Raw genomic sequence first — 22,360 nt, 5'->3', positions numbered from 1 at the left:
GCAGCAGACGTAAACTCATTCAAACTCCCGTTTTTATAATGCGACGTTATCGATATGGTATTGACGAGGCCGGCAGTACCGCCGGCAGCCCGACATCATAGCAATAAAGAGGCGGCTTCTGCGGGAGTTGACCGCCGGTTAGCTGGCCGGCGCTGCCAGTTGGTCAAGCGCCACATGGCCGTGGAAACCACCCCGGCTTGTCGCCGGCAAGCCGTCTTCGATGGCGTGGGCAAAGCGCACGCCGGGGTCGTCTTCGAGTGCCGCCAGCACGCGCGCCACGTGCGGATAGTCGGCCAGGCGCGCCAGCCGCAGCGGTTCGGCCCAGCGCGCCGTGGCGGCAAGGTAGGCGTCGGCGATGGTCGGTGCCGTGTCCGAGGCGAGCCAGGCGCGGCCGGCGAGCAGGCGCTCGAGGTGGGCCAGGCCCTGGTTCACCTTTTCGACGGCCATCTCGCGCCAGACGACCGCGCGCGCATCGCCGTCTGCCGCGCGCGCGGCCTGGAAGGCGGGCATGAAGGCGGCGTGAAAGCTCGTGTGCAGAAACGACAGTACGCTGTTCAGGCGGTCGCAGGCGGGCGTGCCTTGCGCAAAACCCAGGCCGCTGTGCGGCGCGCGGGCGGCGATATGCAGCAAAATCGCCATGCTTTCCAGCAGCGGCGCGCCCGGGTGCGTGAGCAGGGCCGGCGTCTGGCTCAATGGATTGATGGCGAGGAAGGCGGGATGCTGCTTGCTGGCTGGGTCGCGCGCTTCGACGCGGGCCAGTCGATAGGGCAGGCCGCTCCACTCGAGGGCGACGATGGCGGCAAACGAGCAGCCGAAAGGGACACTGTAGATCAGGGTGCTTACCATGGCGTGATTCCGTGCAAACGAGGGAAGGGCAGTCTAATCGACATGGTTACTATTTGGAAGAAGGCAGAATAATGTGGTATAGGTACATTTTTTATACCAACAGGGCATCCACATGAAAGACAATGTTTCCGGCTGCGCCGTGGAAGAAGCCATGCGATTGCTGGGCGGCCGCTGGCGGATCGTGCTGCTCAGCTATCTGATGGCGGGGCCGAAGCGCTTCAGCGAAATTCGCCGCGCCGTGCCGAATATCTCGCAGCGCATGCTGACCCTGGACTTGCGCGCGCTGGAAGAGGCCGGCTTGCTGACGCGCACGATTTACGCGGAAGTGCCCGTCAAGGTGGAATACCGGCTGACGGACGAGGGCCTGCGCCTGAAGGCACTGGTCGAGATGCTGCGCGCCATCGGCCTGCGCCTGCGCGGACAGGCGGACGCAGGCGGCGCCTTTCTCGCGCCGGCTGCCGAGGGATAATTCCCTACAGAAACAGCTGCTTTTATGGAAAGTGCTAGACTGCCGGCCTCCTGACACTGACTTTTTACTTTTCCATGCGCCTGACTTCCCTCGCCCTGACCGCCGCCGCCCTGTTCGCCACCCTGCCAGCCCAGGCGGCAAGCACGCCGACGCTCGAACAAATCCACGCCGCCGTGCAGGCGGGCGTGGTCAAGACCCAAGCCAAGATGCAATCGGCCATGCCGATACCGATCGCCGTCAAGGTTACCAGCCTGCAGGGCTGCCAGGCGTCGCAGGAAGTGCAAGGCGAAGTGGTGTGCCTGGTCGCCATGAGCGCCGGCATGCGCGACGGCTTTATGGTGCTGCCGCTGCGTAACGAGAACGGTACCTGGGTCGGCGTCGAGCGCAAGAACGCCAAGTTCGCGGGACCGTCGCCGGCCGAAGCGCAAGCGATGATACGCGCCTGGGCCAAGGAAGAAGTGGCGCGCGATCCGGAAGCGGCCAAGGATGTGCAGATGCAGGAAGCGCAGACGACCATGCAGGTCAAGGCCATCAACGAGTGCGAAGTCAAGCGCAAGACGGGTTACCTGGTGTGCGATACGGCGCTGAGCGTGCCGAGCCGCCCCGAAGACATCAAGACGGAACTGACGTTCATGCTGGAGAGCACGGGCTGGCGCTACGTGCCCCGTTAAACGCATCGCTGTTTGCCGCCGGGACAGTCACGCTGTTCCGGCATCGCTTTCTCCATCCCCCCAGCGGCCGCGCCGCCACCTGCAATCTTTGCAGATTCGCAAGGCAATTCAGCAAGTAAAAATTGCCCATTTAAATTAATAATTAAATATTAAAATTAATGTATCGGTGCAGACTGCCGCCGGCTTTCTGCCGTCCCGCATCTGCCCTTTCCCCCGTGCCTGCACGGGCTACAGCCAAGGATCCGACCATGCGACTCAATCTTCCCGTCAGCGATACCGAGATCAATCTGAGCGATACCGAGACCATCGTCTCGACTACCGACTTGCAAGGCAATATCACGTATGCAAACCCGTATTTCATCGCCGTCAGCGGCTACAGCGCCGAGGAATTGATCGGCGCGCCGCAAAACATCCTGCGCCATCCGGACATGCCGGTGGAAGCGTTTGCCGATTTCTGGTCCACCATCCGCTCCGGGCGCTCGTGGAGCGGCATGGTGAAGAACCGCTGCAAGAACGGCGATTACTACTGGGTGCTGGCGAATGTCACGCCGGTGGTCGAGGATGGCGTGGCCGTCGGCTACATGTCCGTGCGCACCAAGCCCACGCGCCAGCAGGTGGCGCAGGCGGCCGCCCTGTACGCGCGCATCAAGGCGGGGCAGGCCGGCGGCACCGTCATCCGCCAGGGCACGGCCGTGCGCACGGGCTGGCTGGCGCGGCTGGCGAGCTTGCGCGACCTGGCGCTGGGCAAGCGCATCGGCTGGAACCTGGGCTTGCTGACGGCGGTCCTGCTGCTGCAACTGGCCGGCAATGCGGGCTGGCTGCCGGCCCGCGCAGCTGGCTGGCTGACGGGCCTGTCGATGGTGGCCGTATGCACGACCCTGTATTTCTGGTTCAGCCTGCATCGCGCCGTGCTGCAGCCGCTGCGGCAGGCGCGCCAGGCGTGCGACGTGATGGCGGGCGGCGACCTGACGGGCGAGCTCGACACCACGCGGCGCGACGAGATGGGGCAGTTGCTGCGCTCGCTGCGCCAGCTGCGCGTCAACCTGCATTCCATCGTCGGCGATGTGCGCGGCAACTTCCTGCGCATCAGCACGGCCAGCCAGGAAATCGCCGCCGGCAACCTGGACTTGTCGGGGCGCACGGAAGCGCAGGCGTCGGCCCTGCAGCAGACGGCGTCGAGCATGGAACAGCTGGCCGCCACGGTGCAGCAAAATAGCGGCAATGCCGTGCAGGCCAGCGACATGGCGGGCAAGGTGCACGGCCTGGCCGGGCGCGGCGGCGAGATCGTCGGTCAGGTGGTCACCATGATGGAGCAAATCGACGCTTCGTCGAAGAAGATCGGCGATATCACGGGCATCATCGAAGGCATCGCCTTCCAGACGAATATCCTCGCCTTGAATGCGGCCGTGGAAGCGGCGCGCGCGGGCGATGAGGGGCGCGGATTCGCCGTCGTGGCGGGCGAGGTGCGCAGCCTGGCGCAGCGCAGCGCGGCGGCCGCGACGGAAATCAAGCAGCTGATCACGGCGTCGCTCGAACAGGTGCAGGCGGGTGCGAAGCTGGCGCAGCAGGCAGGCGCCAGCAGCGCCGAAATGCTGGGCGCCGTGCAGGGCGTGCACGGCATCATGGCGGAAATCGCCTCGGCCTCGCGCGAGCAAAGCCACGGCATCGGTCAAGTGAATATGGCCGTCACGCAGATGGATGAAGTGACGCAGCAGAACGCGGCGCTGGTGGAAGAATCGGCGGCCGCTTCGGCCTCGCTGCAAGACCAGACCTTGCAGCTCGAGCAAGCGATGGCCCTGTTCAAGCTGGAACGGCGGCGCGGCGGCCAGGCAAGTGCGGCCACGCCCCTGCGCCCGCCCGAGCGCCGCCGCGCTACAGCAGGCGCTCTGACAATGCCTTGAAGGAAACGTTGGGCACGAGAAAGGCCAGCGGCGTTGACACCGGCGGCAGCTGCGCCAGCAAGCCGCAGTCGGCGCGCGAGGCCGTCAGCGCTTGCACTTGATCCAGATCAACGGGCAGGTCGATTTCGCCGAAGACCAGCCTGCCGTTGCGCGGTACTGCAGCGACAGCCGCATCCTGGCAGGCGAGGAAGGCGACGGCGTCGCGCCAGTTGCCGAACAGGTGCTGCCAGTCGGCATCGAGGGTCTTGTCTTCAGCAATATGTGCCTGGATGTCGAGCGTGGGCGCGCTGCCGGCGCCGGGCGCGATCGTGCAGCGCGCCTGCGTGGCCGTCACTGCATGCGTCATGTCGGCGGCCAGGTGCGTGGGCAGGATGTCGCTGAATAGCCGCGTGCCCAGCGCATGCGGCAGACTGTCCATGATATTTTTCAGGAAATATACGCAGGGCATGGCGGGCGCGCCCGGCGGCGTGTGCTCCAGGTACAAACGCCAGTTGCTTTGCAGCGGAGACGGCAGCAGCCGGCGCAACGGTCCCAGCAGGGCCGGGCCGAAATGCCCGTGGCGGTAGGTCAGCACCGTGAACGGGGTCTTGCCGTCGCGCTGCCACAGGGTCACGCCGGCAGGCATCAGTTGCTGCGCTGCATGGGCATCGACCAGCCAGTTCACGTACACGACATCGCGCACGTCGCTGTGCAGGGTCAGGAAAGGCAGGCGCGCCATGACGGCCTGGCGCATGTGGGCAAAACGCGTGCTGTTGGCGAGCGCCGCAAGCAGCCGGCCGCAACGGCCCGCGCGCGGGTGGCGGTAAGTATTGTCGTGCAATGGAGAGACTTTCGGGCAGGTGCAGGAAGATTGATATGCTCACGCTAAAGCACCCGCCCACATCATCGCGAGCGGCGGCGAGGTGTGGCCGAGACGCGCGGCCGTACCAGGGTACGGCGAGCATCGCCGGCCGCACAGGGCGCCGCGCAGCCGATGCGGGCGGGTGCCACCATTACTGCATGTGCCAGCCGTGGCTGACGACGATCGACTGGCCGCTCAGCGCCGTCGACGGGAAGGCCGCCAGGAAGACGGCCGTTTGCGCGACGTCCTGCGTGGTGGTGAATTCGCCGTCGATGGTTTCTTTCAGCATCACGTTCTTGATCACTTCCTCTTCCGTGATCTTCAGCTGGGCCGCCTGCTCCGGGATTTGCTTGTCGACCAGCGGCGTGCGCACGAAGCCGGGGCAGATGACGTTGGCGCGGATGCCGTCCTTCGCGCCTTCCTTGGCCACCACCTTGGCCAGCCCCAGCAGGCCGTGCTTGGCGGCAACGTAAGCGCTCTTGAAGGGCGAGCCTTCATGCGAGTGCACGGAACCCATGTAGATGATGGCGCCGCCGCGGCCCGCCTTGATCATTTCGCGCATGCAGGCGCGCGTGGTGAGGAAGGCGCCGTCCATGTGAATGGCCAGCATCTTTTTCCATTGATCGAACGGGTAGTCGACGACGGGGCTGATGATCTGGATGCCCGCGTTGCTGATCAGGATATCGATGCCGCCGAAGTGGGCCGCCGCGTCCGCCACGCCCTTGTCGACCTGTGCTTCGCTGGAGACGTCCATGGCGACGGCAAACGCCTGGCCGCCCGCCTGCTTGATTTCTTCGGCCGTCTTGCTGGCCGCGTCCAGGGCCAGGTCGGCGATCACGACTTTCGCGCCTTGTTTCGCGTATTCAATAGCCATTTCCTTGCCGATACCACTGGCGGCGCCGGTAATCAGTGCGACTTTGTCTTTGAGTTGCATATTAATCCTTTGCATTGCGGGTTGGAGTGATCGTGGGAAGCTTGACTACGCCAGTATAGCGAGAAAACGCTTCAGGCATGGCCCGCGCACGGCTACAAATCCGCTTGCCTGGCCTGCAATTGCTGCAGCCGCCAAGCGCCGGGATTGGTGCCGGCCCAGGTGCGAAACGCATGGTTGAACGCGCTTTGCTCCTGGTAGCCGAGCAAAAAGGCGATGTCGACCAGCGACAGGCCCGGCTGGCGCAGGTAATCGCGCGCCAGGCCGTAGCGGGCCTGGTCGAGCAAGGCCTGGAAGCTGGTGTCCGCGTCGGCCAGCTTGCGCTGCAAGGTGCGCGGCGTGACGGCCAGCGCGGCGGCCACGCCGGCCAGCCTGGCCGAACCGTGGCGCAAGCCGGCCACGATGGCGGCGTGCACCTGCGCTTCGATGCCGGCGCCATCCTCGCCTTGGCGCTGCGCCAGCAATTGTTCCGCATGCTGGCACAGCACGGGATACAGGCTGACGTCCGCATTCGGCACGGGCCAGTCCAGCAATTGCGCGTCGAAGGTGGCCGTGTTGGCCGCGGCGCCGAAGGCGGGCAGGCTGCCCAGCACGCGCACGTATTCGTCGCGGTGGGCCGCGTGGCGCAGCAGTTCGCCGCCGCCGTCATGGGTGAACGCCAGCCGGGCGGGCGGCAGCGCCACGCCGGCCAGCCAGTCGCCGCAGACGCGGATGCCGGCAAAGACGCTGTCGACCAGGTGCCGGCTGGCGGCCGGATAGTGGCTGGTCCAGCGGTAGTGCGCGACGTCGCCGTCGCGCTGCACGCTGGAGCGGCCCAGGTCGTGCGCCAGCCGTTCGTAGCGGGCCGTCTGCTCCAGCGCCTGGCCCACGTTCTTGCAGCTGAGCAGTATCAAGCCATATGCGCTGTACGTGCCCATGCGCACGCGCTGGCCCACGTGCAGGCCGAAATGCGCGTCGCCCGCCAGTGCGGCGCCGGCGTCGAGCAGGCGCACATAGTCGCGCGCGGGCAGGTTGGCCAGCGAGGCATCGAGGCCGTGCGGCGCCACGCCGGCCGCCCGCGCCAGGGCGGCAGCTGAGATGCCGTGCGCGCCGGCCGCTTCCAGCAGCGGCTGCAGGTAGGCGCCGGCGACCCGGCCTTCGGCGGGATGGTTGTCAGTGCCTGTCATGATGGAACAATGCGATTGTCATGAAAAACCAATACCCTTGGCCTGCGGCGGCATATGCTGTTGATCAGGCAAGAACAGTATAGCAAGCCGCCGTGGCGCGCAACTGGCCCAACACAGGGGATGTCGATGCAACGCTGGAATGGCTGGGGGGACGAAAGCATCGTGTATGCGCTGGGTGGCGAGGCGCTGGCATTCCTGGGCGAGCGGCTGGGGCCGGGCACGCCCATTCTGGACGCCACGTTTGACGACGCCTGCGCGCAGGTGCCCGCCTCGCGCCTGGCGCCGCATCCACTGATCGACACGAAGCCGGCCACGCGCGTGCGCCATGCGCTGGGCCAGAGCCTGCCCGACTGGTTCAAGCTGCGCCACGGCCGCATCGGCGCCGTGCCCGATGGCGTGGCCTTTCCCGACAGCGCGCTGCAGGTGCGCCAGCTGCTCGCGTATGCGCGCCAGGCGTGCGTGGCCGTCATCCCGCATGGCGGCGGCACCAGCGTGGCCGGGCACCTGACGGCGGCGGCCGGGCCGCGCCCCGTGCTGTCGATCAGCCTCACGCGTCTGTGCGCGCTGGGCCACCTGGACCGCGAGGCGCGCCTGGCCACGTTCGGCGCGGGCGTGTACGGCCCCGACCTGGAAGCGCAGCTGCGCGCGCATGGCTACACGCTGGGCCACTATCCGCAGTCGTTCGAATATTCGACCCTGGGCGGCTGGATCGCCACGCGCTCGTCGGGCCAGCAATCGCTGCGCTACGGCCGCATCGAGCAGCTGTTCGCGGGCGGCGAAGTGGAGACGCCGGCCGGTACCCTGACGATCCCCACCTTTCCCGCTTCGGCGGCCGGCATCGACCTGCGCGAAATGGTGCTGGGATCGGAAGGCCGGATGGGCATCGTGACGCAGGCGACCGTGCGCATCGCGCCGCTGCCGCCATATGAAGCGTTCCACGCCGTGTTCTTTGCCGACTGGGCCCAGGCGCAGGCGGCCGTGCGGGCGCTGGCGCAGGCCGATATGCCGCTGTCGCTGCTGCGCCTGTCGAACGCGCTGGAGACGCAAACCATGCTGACCCTGGCCGGACATAAAAAACTGGTGGGGCTGCTGGAGCGCTACCTGTCGCTGCGCGGCTGCGGCGACGGCAAATGCATGCTGATGGTGGGCGCCAGCGGCGAGGCCGGGCCGGCGCGCGCGGCCCTGCGCGGCGCGCTGGCGCTGGCGCGGCGGCACAAGGGCGTGCACGTGGGGCGGCACATGGGCGACAAGTGGAAGCAGGGGCGCTTTCGCAACGTCTACCTGCGCAACGGCGCCTGGGAACACGGCTATGTGATCGACACGGTGGAAACGGCCGTCGACTGGCCCCGCGTGACGCCGATGATGGCGGCGCTGGAGCAGGCGGGCCGCAGCGCACTGGCCGCGCATGGCGAGCAGGTGCACGCCTACACGCATTTGTCGCACCTGTACCCGCAGGGCGCCAGCGTCTACACCACGTATGTGTACCGGCTGGCGCCCACGTTCGAGGAAAACATGGCGCGCTGGCGCAGCCTGAAGGACGCGGCCAGCACCGCCATCGTGGCCAACGGCGGCACCATCAGCCACCAGCATGGCGTCGGCACCGACCATGCGCCGTGGCTGGCGGCCGAGAAGGGGGAACTGGGCATGGCCGCCATGCGCGCGCTGTTCCGCCAGGTCGACCCGCAGGGCATGATGAATCCCGGCAAACTGCTGCCCGAGGCGGGAGGCGCATTGTGAACGCCGCGTCGCGCCGGGACGGCTTGTCCGAACTGCTGGCGCGCGAGTGGGATGTCCTGATCGTCGGCGGCGGCATCACGGGCGCCGGCATCCTGCTGGAAGCAGCGCGGCGCGGCTTGAAGGCGCTGCTGGTGGAGCAGCGCGATTTCGCCTGGGGCACGTCGAGCCGTTCGTCGAAGCTGGTGCACGGCGGCTTGCGCTACCTCAAGCAGGGCCAGTTCGCCATGACGCGCGAATCGGTGCACGAGCGGGTCGCCTTGCTGGCGGATGCGGCGGGGCTGGTCGAGACGCAGGGCTTTGCCTTCGGCGACTATATCGGCCGGAAACCGGGCCGGCGCCAGTTCATGCTGGGGCTGGCAATCTACGACATGATGGCGGGCCGCCGCGCGCGCCGCTATGTCGACGCGGCGGACTTCGCCATGCTGGCGCCGCACATCAACCGCGACGGCCTGCGCGGCGGCATGCTGTACCAGGACGCCAAGACGGACGATGCGCGCCTGGTGCTGCGCGTGCTGCAGGAAGCCCGGCGCCATGGCGGCGCGGCCGTCAATTACCTGGGCGTGGAGTCCTTGCTGCGCGAGGGGGGGCAGGTGCTGGGCGCCACCTTGAAGGATGGCGTCGGCGGCGCCCGGCTGGCCGTGCGCGCGCGCCTGGTGATCAGCGCCACGGGCGCCTGGGCCGACGGCCTGCGCGGCCAGGTCGGCGCGCCGCCGAAGCTGCGGCCCCTGCGCGGCAGTCATCTGCTGCTGCCGGCCTGGCGCCTGCCGCTGGCGCAAGCCGTCAGCCTGATGCACCCGCGGGATGGCCGTCCCGTCTTCGCCTATCCGTGGGAGGGCGTGACCCTGGTCGGCACCACCGACGTCGACCATGGCGGCCAGCTGGACAACGAGGCGGCCATCACGCGCGGCGAGCTCGATTACCTGCTGGCCGCGCTGCGCTGGCAGTTTCCGCAGCTGGCGCTGGGCGAGGGCGACGTGCTGGCCACGTTCGCCGGGGTGCGGCCCGTGATCGACAGCGGCCGGCTTGACCCGTCGAAGGAAGCGCGCGAACATGCGATATGGCTGGAAAACGGCTTGCTGACGGTGGCCGGCGGCAAGCTGACAACCTTCCGCGTGATCGCCCTCGACGCGCTGCGCCAGGCCGCGCCGCTGCTGCCCGGCTGGCAGGCGGATGTGCGCCCGCGGCCCATCTTCGCGCCGGTGCCGCCCCTGACAGGCCAGGCCTTGCTGCTCGATGGCGAACAGCGCGTGCGTCTGCAGGGCCGCTATGGCGCGGCCGCGCAGGCGCTGTGCGATGCGGCGCGCGATGGCGAACTGGCGCAAATTCCCGGCACGCAGACCCTGTGGGCGCAGCTGCGCTGGGGCGCGCGCATGGAGGACGTGCAGCGCCTGGAAGACCTGCTGCTGCGGCGCACGCGCCTCGGTTTGCAGCTGGCCGGCGGCGCGCTTGCTATCATGCCGCGCCTGCGCGCCATGTGCCAGGAGGAGCTGGGCTGGAGCGATGCGCGCTGGGACGAGGAGCAGCAACGCTACCTGGCCCTGTGGCGCAGCCATTACAGCGTGCCGCAGGGCGCATGACGCAACGAAAAAGCAACGATAAAAATATAAAAGAGGAGAACATCATCGAAACCACCCTGTTTGGCGAGGCCCTGGAACTGGGCGCCGCGCGCATCACCTATGACAGCCTGTCGCAGCTGGACCTGGCCCAGCCCGTGGCCGCCCTGGCCGACGACCTGGGCGAAGACCTGCTGCAAATCACGTGCGCGAATGGCGATATCGTCGACGTGGGCTGGTATCCGGCATGGAACGAGCAGGGACGCCTGCGCGTGGTGGCCGTGCGCGGCCAGGACTGGGAGGCGCCCGTATTCAGCGCGCAGCCGGACAAAGATCCGCAGGCGCTGCTGCGGGCGCTGCGCGCTGCGCTGGCCAGCGTGGCCTGAGCCGTGGCTGCCGCCGCGGGCGATGGCCCGTATATCCTCTCCATCGACAATGGCACGCAAAGCGTGCGCGCGCTGCTGTTCGACCGCGATGGCCGGCTGGCGGCGAAGGCGCAAGTCTTCCTCGAGCCGTATTTCTCCGAGCATCCCGGCTGGGCCGAGCATGACGCCGACGGCTACTGGCAAGCCGTGTGCGAAGCGTGCCAGCAGCTGTGGCGCGGCACGGCCATCGACAAATCGCAGGTGAAGGGCGTTGCCGTGACCACGCAGCGCGGCACGGTCGTCAACGTGGACGAGCATGGCGCGCCGCTGCGACCCGCCATCACCTGGCTGGACCAGCGCAGCACGCGCGACATTCCACAACTGGCGCCGTGGTGGCGCGCCGCCTTCCGCGCCACGCGCCTCGATGGCACGATCGCGTATTTTCGCCGCGAGGCCGAGATCAACTGGATTAGCGCGCACCAGCCCGACATCTGGCGCCGTACGCACAAATTCCTGCTGCTGTCGGGCTTCCTGAATTACCGCCTCTGCGGGCGCTATGCCGATTCGACCGGTTCGCAGGTGGCGTATATCCCGTTCGACTACAAGCGCCACGCCTGGGCCGGGCGCTTCGACTGGAAGTGGCAGGCGCTGACGATCAAGCCGTCCATGCTGCCCGACCTGCTGGCGCCGGGCACCCTGATGGGGGCCATCACGCAGGCGGCCGCCGCGGCGACCGGGATTCCTGAAGGGACACCCCTGCTGGCGGCCGCCGCCGACAAGGCGTGCGAGGTGCTGGGCGCCGGCTGCGTCGAGCCGCACGTGGCCTGCCTGAGCTACGGCACCACCGCCACCATCAACACGACGAACCGGAAATACGTGGAAGTGACGCGCTTCATCCCGCCGTATCCGGCCGCCATGCCGGGCGCCTACAGCACGGAAGTGCAGATCTTTCGCGGCTACTGGATGGTCAACTGGTTCAAGGAGCAGTTTGGCGACCGCGAACGGGCGGCGGCGGCCGAGGATGGCACGGGCATGTCGGCCGAGGCGCTGTTCGACCGCCTGGTCGATGCCGTGCCGCCCGGCTCCATGGGACTGATGCTGCAGCCGTACTGGAGTCCCGGCATCAAGGTGCCGGGGCCGGAAGCGAAGGGCGCCATGATCGGTTTCGGCGACGTGCACACGCGCGCGCACATCTACCGCGCCATCCTGGAAGGACTCGCGTATGCGCTGCGCGAAGGCAAGGAGCGCATCGAACAGCGCAGCGGGATTGCGATTACGGAGCTGCGCATCGCCGGCGGCGGCTCGCAAAGCGACGCCGCCATGCAGCTGACGGCCGACATCTTCGGCTTGCCTGCCGCGCGCGCCCACGTGTATGAAAGCTCGGGCCTGGGCGCGGCCATCGCCGCCGCCGTGGGCCTGGGCTGGCATGCGGATTTCCCCAGCGCCGTGCAAGCCATGACGCGCAAGGGCAGGGTATTCCTGCCGCATCCCGAACACGGAAAAATCTACGAGCAGCTGTACCGGCGCGTGTACCGGAAAATGTATGCGCGGCTGCAGCCCTTGTACCGCGAGATCGCCGACATCACCGGCTATCCGGAGTGAGGTATTGCTTTAATCGTATTGCGAATCATTCGCATTTGATATATGATGTGTCCCGCATTTCACTAAGGCAACTTATCCCCGGTGACTGCATTGCGCCGCCGGCCATGTGCCGGCGCGTGTCCGCGCGGGCAGAATGCCGCCGCAACGCTTCCTTCAACGCCGCCGCTTGATCGTGCACCGCCTGTTCCCTCTGCCCCAGCGTTTTTTCATTCCAGAAGCATGAAAACCAGGCAAGGATAGCAATGAAAATCAGCAGCAAGCAAACGATGTGCGGCAGCGCGCGCGCAGGTGGATTGACCCCGATGGCCGCCGCGCTGGCGCTCATATTGGGCGGCATGGGCGCCGGCGCCTGGGCGGCCGACAAGGCCGGGAAGGACAATCCGGCGCAGAACGAGACGCAGATGCCGGCCATCAGCGTGTTTGGCGACGCCATCAGCGCCGGCACGGCCGGCCGCTCGTACATCAACAGCGCCGACATCGAACGCCAGCAGGCCGACAACGTCGCCTCGCTGCTTGACACCCTGCCCGGCGTGGACCTGGCCGGCACGGCCCGTCCCAGTGGCCAGAGCCTGAATATCTGGGGCTTCAACAAGGTGCAGGACGTGAAGGTCATCCTCGACGGCGTGCCCAAGGGCTTCGAGAAATACCGCCAGGGCTCCATCTTCATCGAACCGGAACTGATCAAGCAGATCGAGGTGAACAAGGGCGCGCATACCAGCCTGTATGGCAATGGCGGTTTCGGCGGCGTCATCACGGTCGACACCAAGGACGCGCAGGACTTGCTGGAAGGCGGCGAGAAAGTGGGCGCCATGCTCAAGTACTCGCGTCATTCGAACAACGGGGAAAACGACGCCACCGTGGCCGTTTACGGGCGCACGGAAGATGGCCGCTTCGACGCGATGGCCTTCACCACGCAGCGCAAGTCGGACGACCTGCGCAAACCCGATGGCAAGCCATTCCGCTTTTCCGCCATCGACGCGCCATCGAGCCTGGCGAAATTGAACATCCGCCTGACGCCGGAGCAGCTCCTGACCCTGACGGCCATGAAGAGCGGCAGCACGGGCTGGGGACCGTTCGCCGCCATGGGCGAGGACGTGCCCACGCCGACCGAGGCGGAAATCAAAAAATACGGGCTGGAAGAGGCGTGGCAACGCAAGGCCGTCTACCGCGACCAGAATGACGATACGTATTCCGTGAAATGGCAGTATGCGCCGCAGAACAACCCGTGGATCAAGCTGACCGCCAGCGCCGGCTATTCGCACACGGACCAGCATGACAAGCGTTTGCCGTCCGCTTCGCTGAGTTCCTACCTCGGTTCGCTGGGCAACGAGAGCTGGGCTTCGTATGTGGACCGCATCTTTGATCTGCGCAACGAGAGCGTGTTCAGCACCGGCGCCGTGTCGCACGTGCTGCAAGCGGGCCTGCAATGGCACAAGAATGTGCGCGACACCCTGATGTACTACCCGTCGTCGACGGCGCTGAAGGATCCGAGCTACAACTATGGCTATTTCCAGCCCTACTACATGCCGGCCGGGCGCCAGGAAACCACGGGCCTGTACCTGCAGGATGCGATGACCTACGGCAGCCTGACCCTGACGGCGGCGCTGCGCCACGACCGCGTCGTCTCCGAAGGCGTGCCGAACAAGGCCTCGCGCTACAACAGCCCGCTGGCCGCCGCCGGCCACGATTTCAGCGAAAAGGTGCATGAAGACTGGTCGCCGCGCCTGGGACTGTTCTGGAAGGCGTCCAGCGCGGTGGCGCTGTTCGGCGACTTGAGCCGCACCTGGCGCGCGCCCACCATCGACGAGATGTATTCGAATGAATACTATGTGTCGTCCAGGTCTGGTTCATCGACGCCGGGCACCAGCCGCAACCTCGCCGTCGAGCGCGTGACGGCCGTGCGCGCGGGCGCGATGCTGCACCGGCGCAGCCTGTGGACGGAAAACGATGACGCGCAGCTGCGCCTGACGGTCTACCAGAACCGCGTCAGCGACAATATTGGCCCGCGCCTGGGCATCCTCGTCGAAGGCTACGTGCCGGGATCGGGCAAGGTGCCGCCCGCGCTGTCGTCGTACCGCAACCTGGCCGGCTTCCGCACGCAGGGCGTGGAGCTCGAGTCCTACTACAACACGCCGCGCCTGTTTGCCAGCGCTTCGCTGTCGAAGCAGCGCGGCACCCGCACGGGAACGCAGCGCGACCCGTGGGGCCAGGACGAACCCGTGTCGACCATCGCGCCGGACAAGCTGATGGCGGGCCTGGGCTGGCGCTTCCCGGATCAGGGCGCCAGCATCGGCTGGCAGGGCCGTTTCGTGGCCAGGCAGGACCGCGTCCTGCCGATCGGGAGCGTGTACCGCTTGCCGCCGTCGAAGGGCTATGCGCTGCACACCTTGTTCGCGTCGTGGAATGGCAGGCAGGGCGCGTGGCGCGGCACGGAAGTGCGGCTGACGGTCGACAATGTCTTCAACCGCAACTACATGCCGTACCTGAGCGAGGCCGTGACCGGCGTGGGACGCAACGCGAAGCTGAGCGTGTCGAGAAAGTTCTAACGCAGTACGATCGCCTTGACGGTTTCCCAGGCCGTGCTGCCCGAATGCGTGGCGCGGACCTGGTTGCGGCCCCCTTCCTTGGCCACGTACAGGGCGCGGTCGGCGGCGACGAACAGCGCTTCGCGGTCGTCCAGCTGGTGCGGGTGGATGGTCGCCACGCCGATGCTGACGGTGATCCAGGGCGAGGTGCTTGAGCGCGGATGCGGCAGCTGCAGTTCCTCGATGTGTGCGCGGATGGCTTCGGCCAGGGGCAGGGCGCTGTCGGCGTCCGTGTCGGCGAACAGCATGACGAATTCCTCGCCGCCGTAGCGGGCCGCCAGGTCGCCCGAGCGGCAGGCATGCGCGTCGATGGCTTGCGCCACCTGCTGCAGGCAGCTGTCGCCGGCCGGGTGGCCCAGGCTGTCGTTATACAGCTTGAAGTGGTCGACATCGAGCACCACCAGCGACAGGGCGCTGCCGCCGCGCACGGCGCGCTGCCACTCTTTTTCCAGGAAGCTGTCGAAATGCCGGCGGTTGGCGATCTTCGTCAGCGGGTCGAGGTAGGCGGCGCGCTGCAGCGCGTCTTCCGACTGCTTGTGGTGCGTGATGTCGTGCAGCAGGCCGATGTACAGGGGCTGGCGCAGATACATGGGCGTCAGGGTCAGGTCCATGCTCAGCGCCTCGCCATTGCGGTGGCGGATCGCCACTTCGCGCGTGCCGTGGTTGTGCGCCGTCTCCGGATTGGCCGCGTACATGGCGAAGTAATCGAGGTATTCCTGCGTCACCAGGGGGCTGAGCAGCTCGCCGATCGAGCGCCCGGCCAGCTCGTTTTCGCGGTAGCCCAGGTACTGGTCGCAGGCCGGATTGGTGTACTGGATGCGGCCGTCGGCCTCGATGATCAGCAAGCCTTCGGCCATGTTGTTGACGATGGTGCGCAGGCGTTCGGCCTGCTCCTGCTGGGTTTCATTGTTGCTGCGGATTTGCAGCTGGGCGCGCACGCGCGCGCACACTTCGGCCATGCGCAGCGGCTTGCTGATGTAATCGACGGCGCCGCAGTCGAAACCGGCCACCACGTCTTCCGTTTCCGTCTTGGCGCTCATGAAGATGACCGGTATGCGCTGCGTCAGCGGGTGCTGCTTGAGGCGGCGGCAGGTTTCGATGCCATCCATGTCCGGCATCAGCACGTCGAGCAGGATCAGGTCCGGATGGGCGCGCTGGGCGATCGCCAGCGCCCGCTCGCCGGACGTGGCGACATAGGTCTGATACCCCTGTTCGCTCATGAGCTTGCGCAGCAGCTCAAGGTTGGCCGGCGCATCATCGACAATCAAAATGGCGGCTTCGCGCCGTTGGGGATACCCCACACTGCCTGGACTCATTGCTACCGGCCTTTTTCGGATGTGCTGCGCTGGGCCAGCGTTTGCTGCACTTTCGGTGATGCCGAAGCCCGGGAAGCCGTGGCCGCCGCGGATGGCGGTCGGGCAGGGGCGTGCCGGGAGTGTTGCCCTGGCCGCAAACTGCGGAACAGCGGCGCTGTACACGTGAAGTCAAAGGCTGACCGGATTCAAAACTGACGCTTTGGGCGAATCATACCGCTTTGTCAATTTATTGGGTGAAAAATTGATGCTCCACGACGGCGTAAAACATTATATTTATGATATTTTTAAAAATAAATACACGAAGTTGTTGCCGGGAAGACTGTTTTTAGAAGGAAAAGACGCGTGCCGGGTGGCAGCAAGGGCAGAGGCAAACGCCCCGCGACAGGCGGGGCGTGACGAACGGTTTTACACTTTGGCGGCGATCAGCTTGCCCAGGATGGCGATGCCTTCGCGGATGCGTTCCGGCGGCACCGTCACGAACGACAGGCGCAGCGTGTGCGTGTCCGGCGTGTTCGCATAGAACGGCGCGCCCGGCACGAAGGCCACCTTGTTGGCGATGGCTTCATCGAGCAGTTTCATGGCGTCGATGTGCTTCGGCAGCGTGACCCAGATGAACATGCCGCCTTCCGGTTTTGTCCAGGTGACGCCGGCCGGGAAATGCTCTTCCAGGGCCGACAGCATGGCCTGGCACTGGTTGCCGTACAGGCTGCGGATGCTGGGGATATGGCGGTCCAGGAAGCCGTCCTTGATCACTTCATGCACGACCATCTGCGTCAGCTGCGAGGTGTGCAGGTCGGCCGCCTGCTTGGCCAGCTCGAGGCGGCGCACCAGCGGCATCGGCGCCACCACGTAGCCGAGGCGGATGCCGGGCGTGAGCACTTTCGAGAACGAGCCCATGTAAATCACGCCATCGGGATTCATGTTGATCATTTTCGGGTACGGCTCGCCGCTGTAGCTGAGGGCGCCGTATGGATCGTCCTCGATCAGCGGCAGGCCGTGGCGGGCGCAGGTTTCCACCAGCTCGACGCGGCGCGCCACGGAGAGGCTGCGGCCGGTCGGGTTCTGGAAGTTCGGCAGCGCGTACAGCAGGCGCGCGCCGTCGGCCAGCGGGTCGACGGACGACGGCACCAGGCCTTCGTCATCGGTATCGACGGAAACGAATTCGGGACGGTAGACGGAGAAGGCCTGCAGCGCGCCCAGGTAGCTGGGGGTTTCCACCAGGACTTTGCTGCCCTCGTCGATGAGTACCTTGCCCAGCAAGTCCAGCGCCTGCTGCGAGCCGGACGTCATCAGCACTTGTTCCGGCATGATGGTGCTGCCCTGGCTCGAGAGCGAGTCGGCGATCCACTGGCGCAGCGGCAGGTAGCCGTCCGTGGGGCCGTATTGCAGGGCTACCTTGCCATTGTTCGACAGCACCTTGTCGAAGGCCGTCTTCATTTCCTCGACGGGGAAGGTGGCGGGCGACGGCAGGCCGCCGGCGAAGGAAATGATTTCAGGGCGCTGCGTGATCTTCAGGATTTCGCGGATGAACGAGCTTTGCAGCTGGTCCGCGCGTTCGGCAAAGCGCCATTGGATCGGATTCGGATTTTCAATTTTCATACGAGTCTCACAGAAGATGCCGAGCTGCGCCGGCTGGTTTTTATGGTCCGCTTGTGGCGGTTCCTGAAAAAGCGGCGCCGGGTAGGCGCCGCCCGAACTTGGTTAAGGGAACTTGCTTGTATGTACTTTGTATGGCAATGCGACGGTGCCTGTCAAAGTGCTGCGGTATTGTAGTACGACTTACCAGCGGCTGTGCCCACTTCGCGCGCGCAGCCGTTGCAAACGGACATCACTTGAGCTTGCGGCCGGCCGCCACCACGGCGATCACGGCGCCGGCAAACAGCAGGCTGGCGCCCGTCAATGGCTCGCCCAGCAGCACGGCGGCGCCCAGCAAGGTCAGGAAAGGCTGCAGCAACTGCGTCTGTCCGACGCGGGCCACGCCGCCCAATGCCATGCCGCGGTACCAGAAAAAGAAGCCGATAAACATGGAAAACACGGAGATATACGCAAAACTCAGCCACGCGGCCGTGCTGGCCTGCGCCATCAGCGCGCGCTGCGGCCAGGCACTCCACAGCACCACGGGCAGCACGAACGGCACGGCCAGCAGCAGCGCCCAGGAAATGACGTGCTGGCCCGGCATGCTTTGCGCCAGGCGCCCGCCTTCCGCGTAGCCGAGCGCGCCCAGCACCACGGCGGCGAACATCAGCACGTCGGCCAGGTGAAAGCTGCCGCCGCCCTGGCGCAGCGCGAACGCCACCACCAGCGCCGTGCCGGCCACGGCCATCAGCCAGAAACCGGGGGAGGGGCGCTCCTTGCCGCGCAAGACGGCAAAGACGGCCGTTGCCAGCGGCAGGATGCCGACGAGGACGGCGCCGTGCGAGGCGGGCAGGCTGCGCATGGCAATCGAGGTCAGCCAGGGGAAGCCCAGCACGCAGCCCAGCGATACCAGCGCCAGCGGCAGCCATTGTTCGCGCCGCGGCAGGGGGGCGCGCTGGTGCCACAGCCACAGGCCGGCCAGGCAGGCCGCCACCAGGGCGCGGCCGAGGGCGACAAACGTGGGGTCGAGTTCGGCCACGGCCATGCGCGTAAACGGCAGGGTCAGGCTGAAGAGGGCGACTGCGATCAGGCCCAGCAGCAGGCCCTTGTGGTCGGCGCTGAGGCGGGTTGGGGGGCTGGCGGCGGCGGTGCTATTCGATGGCATGGGTGTCCTGGTGCGGGTGAGGTGGGCAGGCGTGGATTAATCCGCCCTGTAGTGCTATCCTAGAACCGAATAGCAATACAGTACAAATACACTTTCCAGCATAATTCCACATACTGTAATGGTCATATGAGCAATACACCCGCATCGCCATCGCTGCCCTTGCTGTCGCGCGCCTCGGGCGAAACCCTGATCGACCAGATCGTGCGCTCGCTGGCGGCGCGCATCGACGACAAGCTGCTGCGCGGCGGCGCGCGCATGCCATCGATCCGCCAGTGCGCGGCCAGCCTGAACGTATCGTGCGCCACGGTGGTGGCCAGCTACGACAAGCTGGTGGCGCGCGATTATCTGGAATCGCGGCGCGGCGCCGGCTTCTTCGTGCGCGAGCGCTCGCCGCTGAACACGGCCGTGCCGCAGCCGCGCGGCGCGGAGGATGCGGCGGCGCAGAAGTTCGACGTGGTGTGGTTGATCCGCAATATGTTCCGCCAGGCGCCCGCGCTGCCCGCGCCCGGTTCCGGCATGTTGCCGCCCGAATGGCTCGATGGCGACCTGGTGGCGCGCGCCTTGCGCGATGTCAGCCGCCAGCCCGGCGCGCATTTGCTCAGCTACGGCACGCCGCAGGGCTTTTTGCCGCTGCGCCAGCAGTTGCAGCTGAAACTGGCGAGCCTGGAAATCGCCTGCCCGCCCGAGCAGATCGTCACCACGGTGGGCGTGATGCAGGCGCTGGACCTGGTGGCGCGCGAATTCACGCGTCCGGGCGACACCATCCTCGTGGACGATCCCGCCTACTGGCTGATGTTTGGCGCCTTTGCCGCCATGGGCATGAAGGTGGTCGGCATCCCGCGCCTGGGCGACGGCCCCGATATCGGCGTGCTGGCCGAAATGGCGGCGCTGCACCGGCCCAAGCTGTACGTGATCAACTCGGTGCTGCACAACCCCGGTTCCGGCTCGCTGTCGGCGGCCAAGGCCTTTCAGGTGCTGCGCCTGGCCGAGCAGCACGATTTCCTCATCGTCGAAGACGATATCTATTGCGACATGCATCCGGGCGCCGCCGGCCTGGTGCAGGCGGCCACGCGCCTGGCCGCGCTGGACCAGCTGCGCCGCGTGATCTACCTGGGCGGCTTTTCCAAGAGCCTGTCGGCCAACTTGCGCGTCGGCTTCATCGCCACCTCGCCCGAATGGGCGCAGCGCCTGGCCGACCGCAAGATGCTGGCCACGCTCACCACCAGCGATATCGGCGAGCGCGTGGTGTACAAGATCCTGTCGCAAGGCCTGTACCGCAAGCATGCCGAACGCCTGCGCGCGCGGCTCGACAAGGTGCGCGAGGGGACGTACCGCCGCATCGAGCGGGCCGGCCTGCGTTTCGAGCCGGCGCCGGCCGGCATGTTCGTCTGGGCCGATGCGGGCCGCGACACCAATATGCTGGCCGAGAAGGCGCTGGCCGAAGGCCTGGTGCTGGGGCCGGGCAGCCTGTTTTCGCCGCGCCAGCTGCCGTCGACCTTCATGCGCCTGAACCTGGCCACCGTGCAGGACGAGCGCGTCTGGGCGTTTTTCGACCGCGAACTCGGGTAAACAGCACATTTCAGGACATTCGGCGGGGGCTCTTGAAATCGCTTGTACAATCCCCAACTCCGTAGAATCCGTCCCATCCACAAGACTATGAGGTAAAAATGGCTGTCTCCGAAAAGCAAACCCTGGGTTTTCAGACCGAAGTGAAGCAAATGCTGCACCTGATGATCCATTCCCTGTACTCGAACAAGGAAATCTTCCTGCGCGAACTGATCTCGAACGCGTCCGACGCGGCCGACAAACTGCGCTTCGAAGCGATCGATAACGATGCCCTGTACGGCAACGATCACGAATTGAAGATCAAGGTCAGCTTCGACAAGGATGCGCGCACCATCACCATTTCCGACAACGGCATCGGCATGACCCGTGACGAGGCGATCTCGCACCTGGGCACGATCGCCAAGTCGGGCACCAAGGAATTCTTCGGCAAGCTGTCGGGCGACCAGCAGCAGGACGCGGCCCTGATCGGCCAGTTCGGCGTGGGCTTCTATTCCGGCTTCATCGTCGCCGACAAGATCACCGTGGAAACGCGCCGCGCCGGCGTGGACGCCTCCGAAGGCGTGCGCTGGGAATCGGCCGGCGAAGGCGATTACAGCATCGAATCGATCGACAAGCCGTCGCGCGGCACGGACATCATCCTGCACCTGCGCGAAGGCGAGGACGAGCTGCTGTCGAGCTGGAAGATCAAATCCATCATCCGCAAGTACTCGGACCATATCTCGCTGCCTATCGTGATGCAGAAGGAAGAGTGGGACGAAGAGAAAAAAGAAACCGTCCTGAAAGACGAATTCGAGACCGTCAACCAGGCCAGCGCCCTGTGGGCCCGCAACAAGGCCGACATCACGCCGGAACAGTACGACGAATTCTACAAGCACGTCTCGCACGACTTCCAGGCACCGCTGACGCATACGCACAACCGTGTCGAAGGCCGCAGCGAATACACGCAGCTGCTGTACATTCCGGCCAAGGCGCCGTTCGACATGTGGGACCGCAACAAGCGCGGCGGCATCAAGCTGTACGTCAAGCGCGTCTTCATCATGGACGATGCCGAACAGCTGATGCCGACCTACCTGCGCTTCGTGCGCGGGGTGATCGACTCGGCCGACCTGCCGCTGAACGTGTCGCGTGAAATCCTGCAGGAATCGCGCGACGTGAAAGTCATCCGCGAAGGCTCGACCAAGCGCGTGCTGGGCATGCTGGAGGAACTGGCGAATGCGGACGAGCAGGACAAGAAGGACAAGTACGCCGTCTTCTGGAAGGAATTCGGCCAGGTGCTGAAGGAAGGCATCGGCGAGGACGCGGCCAACAAGGAGCGCCTGGCCAAGCTGCTGCGCTTTGCCTCGACGGCCAACGACAGCGACGAACAAATCACCTCGTTCGCCGACTACGTGGCGCGCATGAAGGAAGGCCAGGACAAGATTTACTACGTCACGGCCGACAATTACGCCGCCGCCAAGAACAGCCCGCACCTGGAAATCTTCCGCAAGAAGGGCGTCGAAGTGCTGCTGCTGACGGACCGCGTCGATGAATGGATGCTGTCCTTCCTGCAGGATTTCGAAGGCAAGGAACTGGTGTCCGTGGCGAAGGGCGGCCTGGACCTGGGCGCGCTGGAAGACGAGGCGGAAAAGAAAGAGCACGAAGAAACGGAATCCTCGTACGCCGACCTGGTGGGCAAGATGAAGACCGCGCTGGCCGACAAGGCCAAGGACGTACGCGTGACGTTCCGCCTGACCGATTCGCCAGCCTGCCTGGTGGCCGATGAAAACGAATTGTCGGGCAACCTGCTGCGCATGCTGAAGGCGGCGGGCCAGAGCGCGCCGGAATCGAAGCCGATTCTGGAGATCAACCCGAACCACCCGCTGGTGACGCGCCTGAAATACGAGGATGCGGAAGGCGGCAAGTTCGGCGACTGGGCCAACATCCTGTTCGACCAGGCCATGCTGGCCGAAGGCGGCTCGCTGGCCGACCCGGCCAGTTTCGTCAAGCGCCTGAACGAGTTGCTGCTTAACTCGGCGAAGTAATTGTTGTAGACGCAAGCGAGCCGGCCCTTTCCAGGTGAAAGGGCCGGCTT

At 66.0% G+C, this 22,360-nt stretch carries 17 protein-coding genes; 10 read left to right on the top strand and 7 right to left on the bottom strand.

Going from position 1 to position 22,360, the window contains the following annotated elements:
* Positions 1–138: 138 nt before the first annotated feature.
* The gene (locus tag O0880_RS23925) at positions 139–846 is read right to left on the bottom strand and encodes a glutathione S-transferase family protein (RefSeq protein WP_289889121.1); all 708 of its coding nucleotides are present in this window, start codon (positions 844–846) and stop codon (positions 139–141) included.
* Positions 847–958: 112 nt separating this feature from the next.
* On the opposite strand from O0880_RS23925, the gene O0880_RS23920 reads away from it, so the two are divergent.
* The 3 genes from O0880_RS23920 (at position 959) to O0880_RS23910 (ending at position 3,887) form a co-directional block, all read left to right on the top strand.
* On the top strand, positions 959–1,315 hold the full coding sequence (locus O0880_RS23920) for a helix-turn-helix domain-containing protein (RefSeq protein WP_289889120.1): 357 nt from the start codon (positions 959–961) through the stop codon (positions 1,313–1,315).
* Positions 1,316–1,389: 74 nt separating this feature from the next.
* Positions 1,390–1,986 carry a hypothetical protein gene (locus O0880_RS23915; RefSeq protein WP_289889119.1) on the top strand — a complete coding sequence of 199 codons (597 nt, stop codon included), beginning with the start codon at positions 1,390–1,392 and terminating at the stop codon, positions 1,984–1,986.
* A gap of 248 nt (positions 1,987–2,234) precedes the next feature.
* Positions 2,235–3,887 carry a PAS domain-containing methyl-accepting chemotaxis protein gene (locus O0880_RS23910; RefSeq protein ID WP_289889117.1) on the top strand — a complete coding sequence of 551 codons (1,653 nt, stop codon included), beginning with the start codon at positions 2,235–2,237 and terminating at the stop codon, positions 3,885–3,887.
* Here O0880_RS23910 and O0880_RS23905 read toward each other — a convergent pair.
* From O0880_RS23905 to O0880_RS23895, 3 genes are all read right to left on the bottom strand, one after another.
* Entirely contained in the window at positions 3,859–4,707 is an 849-nt protein-coding gene (locus O0880_RS23905) for a DUF2071 domain-containing protein (RefSeq protein WP_289889115.1), read from the bottom strand. The genes O0880_RS23910 and O0880_RS23905 overlap by 29 nt on opposite strands.
* A 172-nt stretch (positions 4,708–4,879) precedes the next feature.
* A complete protein-coding gene (locus O0880_RS23900) occupies positions 4,880–5,662 on the bottom strand; it encodes a 3-hydroxybutyrate dehydrogenase (protein ID WP_289889114.1) in 783 nt (260 codons plus the stop codon).
* A 92-nt stretch (positions 5,663–5,754) separates the two neighbouring features.
* Positions 5,755–6,825, bottom strand: a complete 1,071-nt coding sequence (locus O0880_RS23895) for an AraC family transcriptional regulator (RefSeq protein WP_289889113.1) — start codon at positions 6,823–6,825, stop codon at positions 5,755–5,757.
* A 126-nt stretch (positions 6,826–6,951) separates the two neighbouring features.
* Here O0880_RS23895 and O0880_RS23890 point away from each other — a divergent pair, with 126 nt between their 5' ends.
* The 5 genes from O0880_RS23890 to O0880_RS23870 all read left to right on the top strand — a co-directional run bounded on the left by O0880_RS23890 (position 6,952) and on the right by O0880_RS23870 (position 14,628).
* Positions 6,952–8,562, top strand: coding sequence for an FAD-binding oxidoreductase (locus O0880_RS23890; RefSeq protein WP_289889112.1), 1,611 nt, complete (start codon positions 6,952–6,954; stop codon positions 8,560–8,562).
* Positions 8,559–10,139: a glycerol-3-phosphate dehydrogenase/oxidase gene (locus O0880_RS23885; protein WP_289889111.1), complete on the top strand. Its 1,581-nt coding sequence runs from the start codon at positions 8,559–8,561 to the stop codon at positions 10,137–10,139. Before O0880_RS23890 ends, O0880_RS23885 begins: the two co-directional genes overlap by 4 nt.
* Positions 10,136–10,501 (top strand): hypothetical protein, encoded by a 366-nt coding sequence (locus O0880_RS23880; protein WP_289889110.1) that lies wholly within the window; start codon positions 10,136–10,138, stop codon positions 10,499–10,501. Before O0880_RS23885 ends, O0880_RS23880 begins: the two co-directional genes overlap by 4 nt.
* 3 nt (positions 10,502–10,504) lie before the next feature.
* A complete protein-coding gene (locus tag O0880_RS23875) occupies positions 10,505–12,082 on the top strand; it encodes an FGGY-family carbohydrate kinase (RefSeq protein WP_289889109.1) in 1,578 nt (525 codons plus the stop codon).
* A 242-nt stretch (positions 12,083–12,324) separates the two neighbouring features.
* Positions 12,325–14,628 (top strand): TonB-dependent hemoglobin/transferrin/lactoferrin family receptor, encoded by a 2,304-nt coding sequence (locus tag O0880_RS23870; protein WP_289889108.1) that lies wholly within the window; start codon positions 12,325–12,327, stop codon positions 14,626–14,628.
* On the opposite strand, the gene O0880_RS23865 is transcribed toward O0880_RS23870, so the two are convergent.
* The 3 genes from O0880_RS23865 to O0880_RS23855 form a co-directional block, all read right to left on the bottom strand.
* Entirely contained in the window at positions 14,625–15,983 is a 1,359-nt protein-coding gene (locus tag O0880_RS23865; RefSeq protein ID WP_289889107.1) for a diguanylate cyclase, read from the bottom strand. The genes O0880_RS23870 and O0880_RS23865 overlap by 4 nt on opposite strands.
* 405 nt (positions 15,984–16,388) lie before the next feature.
* Complete coding sequence (locus O0880_RS23860; RefSeq protein WP_071324482.1) at positions 16,389–17,582, bottom strand: PLP-dependent aminotransferase family protein; 1,194 nt, start codon at positions 17,580–17,582, stop codon at positions 16,389–16,391.
* Positions 17,583–17,811: 229 nt separating this feature from the next.
* A complete protein-coding gene (locus tag O0880_RS23855) occupies positions 17,812–18,723 on the bottom strand; it encodes a DMT family transporter (protein WP_289889106.1) in 912 nt (303 codons plus the stop codon).
* Positions 18,724–18,849: 126 nt separating this feature from the next.
* On the opposite strand from O0880_RS23855, the gene O0880_RS23850 reads away from it, so the two are divergent.
* Positions 18,850–20,292, top strand: coding sequence for a PLP-dependent aminotransferase family protein (locus O0880_RS23850; RefSeq protein WP_071324480.1), 1,443 nt, complete (start codon positions 18,850–18,852; stop codon positions 20,290–20,292).
* 98 nt (positions 20,293–20,390) lie between these two features.
* The gene (gene htpG, locus O0880_RS23845) at positions 20,391–22,310 is read left to right on the top strand and encodes a molecular chaperone HtpG (protein ID WP_289889105.1); all 1,920 of its coding nucleotides are present in this window, start codon (positions 20,391–20,393) and stop codon (positions 22,308–22,310) included.
* Positions 22,311–22,360: the final 50 nt, after the last annotated feature.

Origin of the sequence: Janthinobacterium sp. SUN118 (assembly GCF_030397695.1) — a bacterium.
Lineage (GTDB): Bacteria > Pseudomonadota > Gammaproteobacteria > Burkholderiales > Burkholderiaceae_D > Janthinobacterium.
This window is presented reverse-complemented; position numbering and strand designations above follow the sequence as displayed.

What these genes read in the sequence shown, in the direction of transcription:
- O0880_RS23865 (WP_289889107.1), bottom strand. Translation starts at nt 15,983, where the DNA reads ATGAGTCCAGGCAGTGTGGGGTATCCCCAACGGCGCGAAGCCGCCATT.
- O0880_RS23910 (WP_289889117.1), top strand. Translation starts at nt 2,235, where the DNA reads ATGCGACTCAATCTTCCCGTCAGCGATACCGAGATCAATCTGAGCGAT.
- O0880_RS23860 (WP_071324482.1), bottom strand. Translation starts at nt 17,582, where the DNA reads ATGAAAATTGAAAATCCGAATCCGATCCAATGGCGCTTTGCCGAACGC.
- O0880_RS23880 (WP_289889110.1), top strand. Translation starts at nt 10,136, where the DNA reads ATGACGCAACGAAAAAGCAACGATAAAAATATAAAAGAGGAGAACATC.
- O0880_RS23900 (WP_289889114.1), bottom strand. Translation starts at nt 5,662, where the DNA reads ATGCAACTCAAAGACAAAGTCGCACTGATTACCGGCGCCGCCAGTGGT.
- O0880_RS23920 (WP_289889120.1), top strand. Translation starts at nt 959, where the DNA reads ATGAAAGACAATGTTTCCGGCTGCGCCGTGGAAGAAGCCATGCGATTG.
- O0880_RS23870 (WP_289889108.1), top strand. Translation starts at nt 12,325, where the DNA reads ATGAAAATCAGCAGCAAGCAAACGATGTGCGGCAGCGCGCGCGCAGGT.
- O0880_RS23850 (WP_071324480.1), top strand. Translation starts at nt 18,850, where the DNA reads ATGAGCAATACACCCGCATCGCCATCGCTGCCCTTGCTGTCGCGCGCC.
- O0880_RS23895 (WP_289889113.1), bottom strand. Translation starts at nt 6,825, where the DNA reads ATGACAGGCACTGACAACCATCCCGCCGAAGGCCGGGTCGCCGGCGCC.
- htpG (WP_289889105.1), top strand. Translation starts at nt 20,391, where the DNA reads ATGGCTGTCTCCGAAAAGCAAACCCTGGGTTTTCAGACCGAAGTGAAG.
- O0880_RS23925 (WP_289889121.1), bottom strand. Translation starts at nt 846, where the DNA reads ATGGTAAGCACCCTGATCTACAGTGTCCCTTTCGGCTGCTCGTTTGCC.
- O0880_RS23855 (WP_289889106.1), bottom strand. Translation starts at nt 18,723, where the DNA reads ATGCCATCGAATAGCACCGCCGCCGCCAGCCCCCCAACCCGCCTCAGC.
- O0880_RS23915 (WP_289889119.1), top strand. Translation starts at nt 1,390, where the DNA reads ATGCGCCTGACTTCCCTCGCCCTGACCGCCGCCGCCCTGTTCGCCACC.
- O0880_RS23890 (WP_289889112.1), top strand. Translation starts at nt 6,952, where the DNA reads ATGCAACGCTGGAATGGCTGGGGGGACGAAAGCATCGTGTATGCGCTG.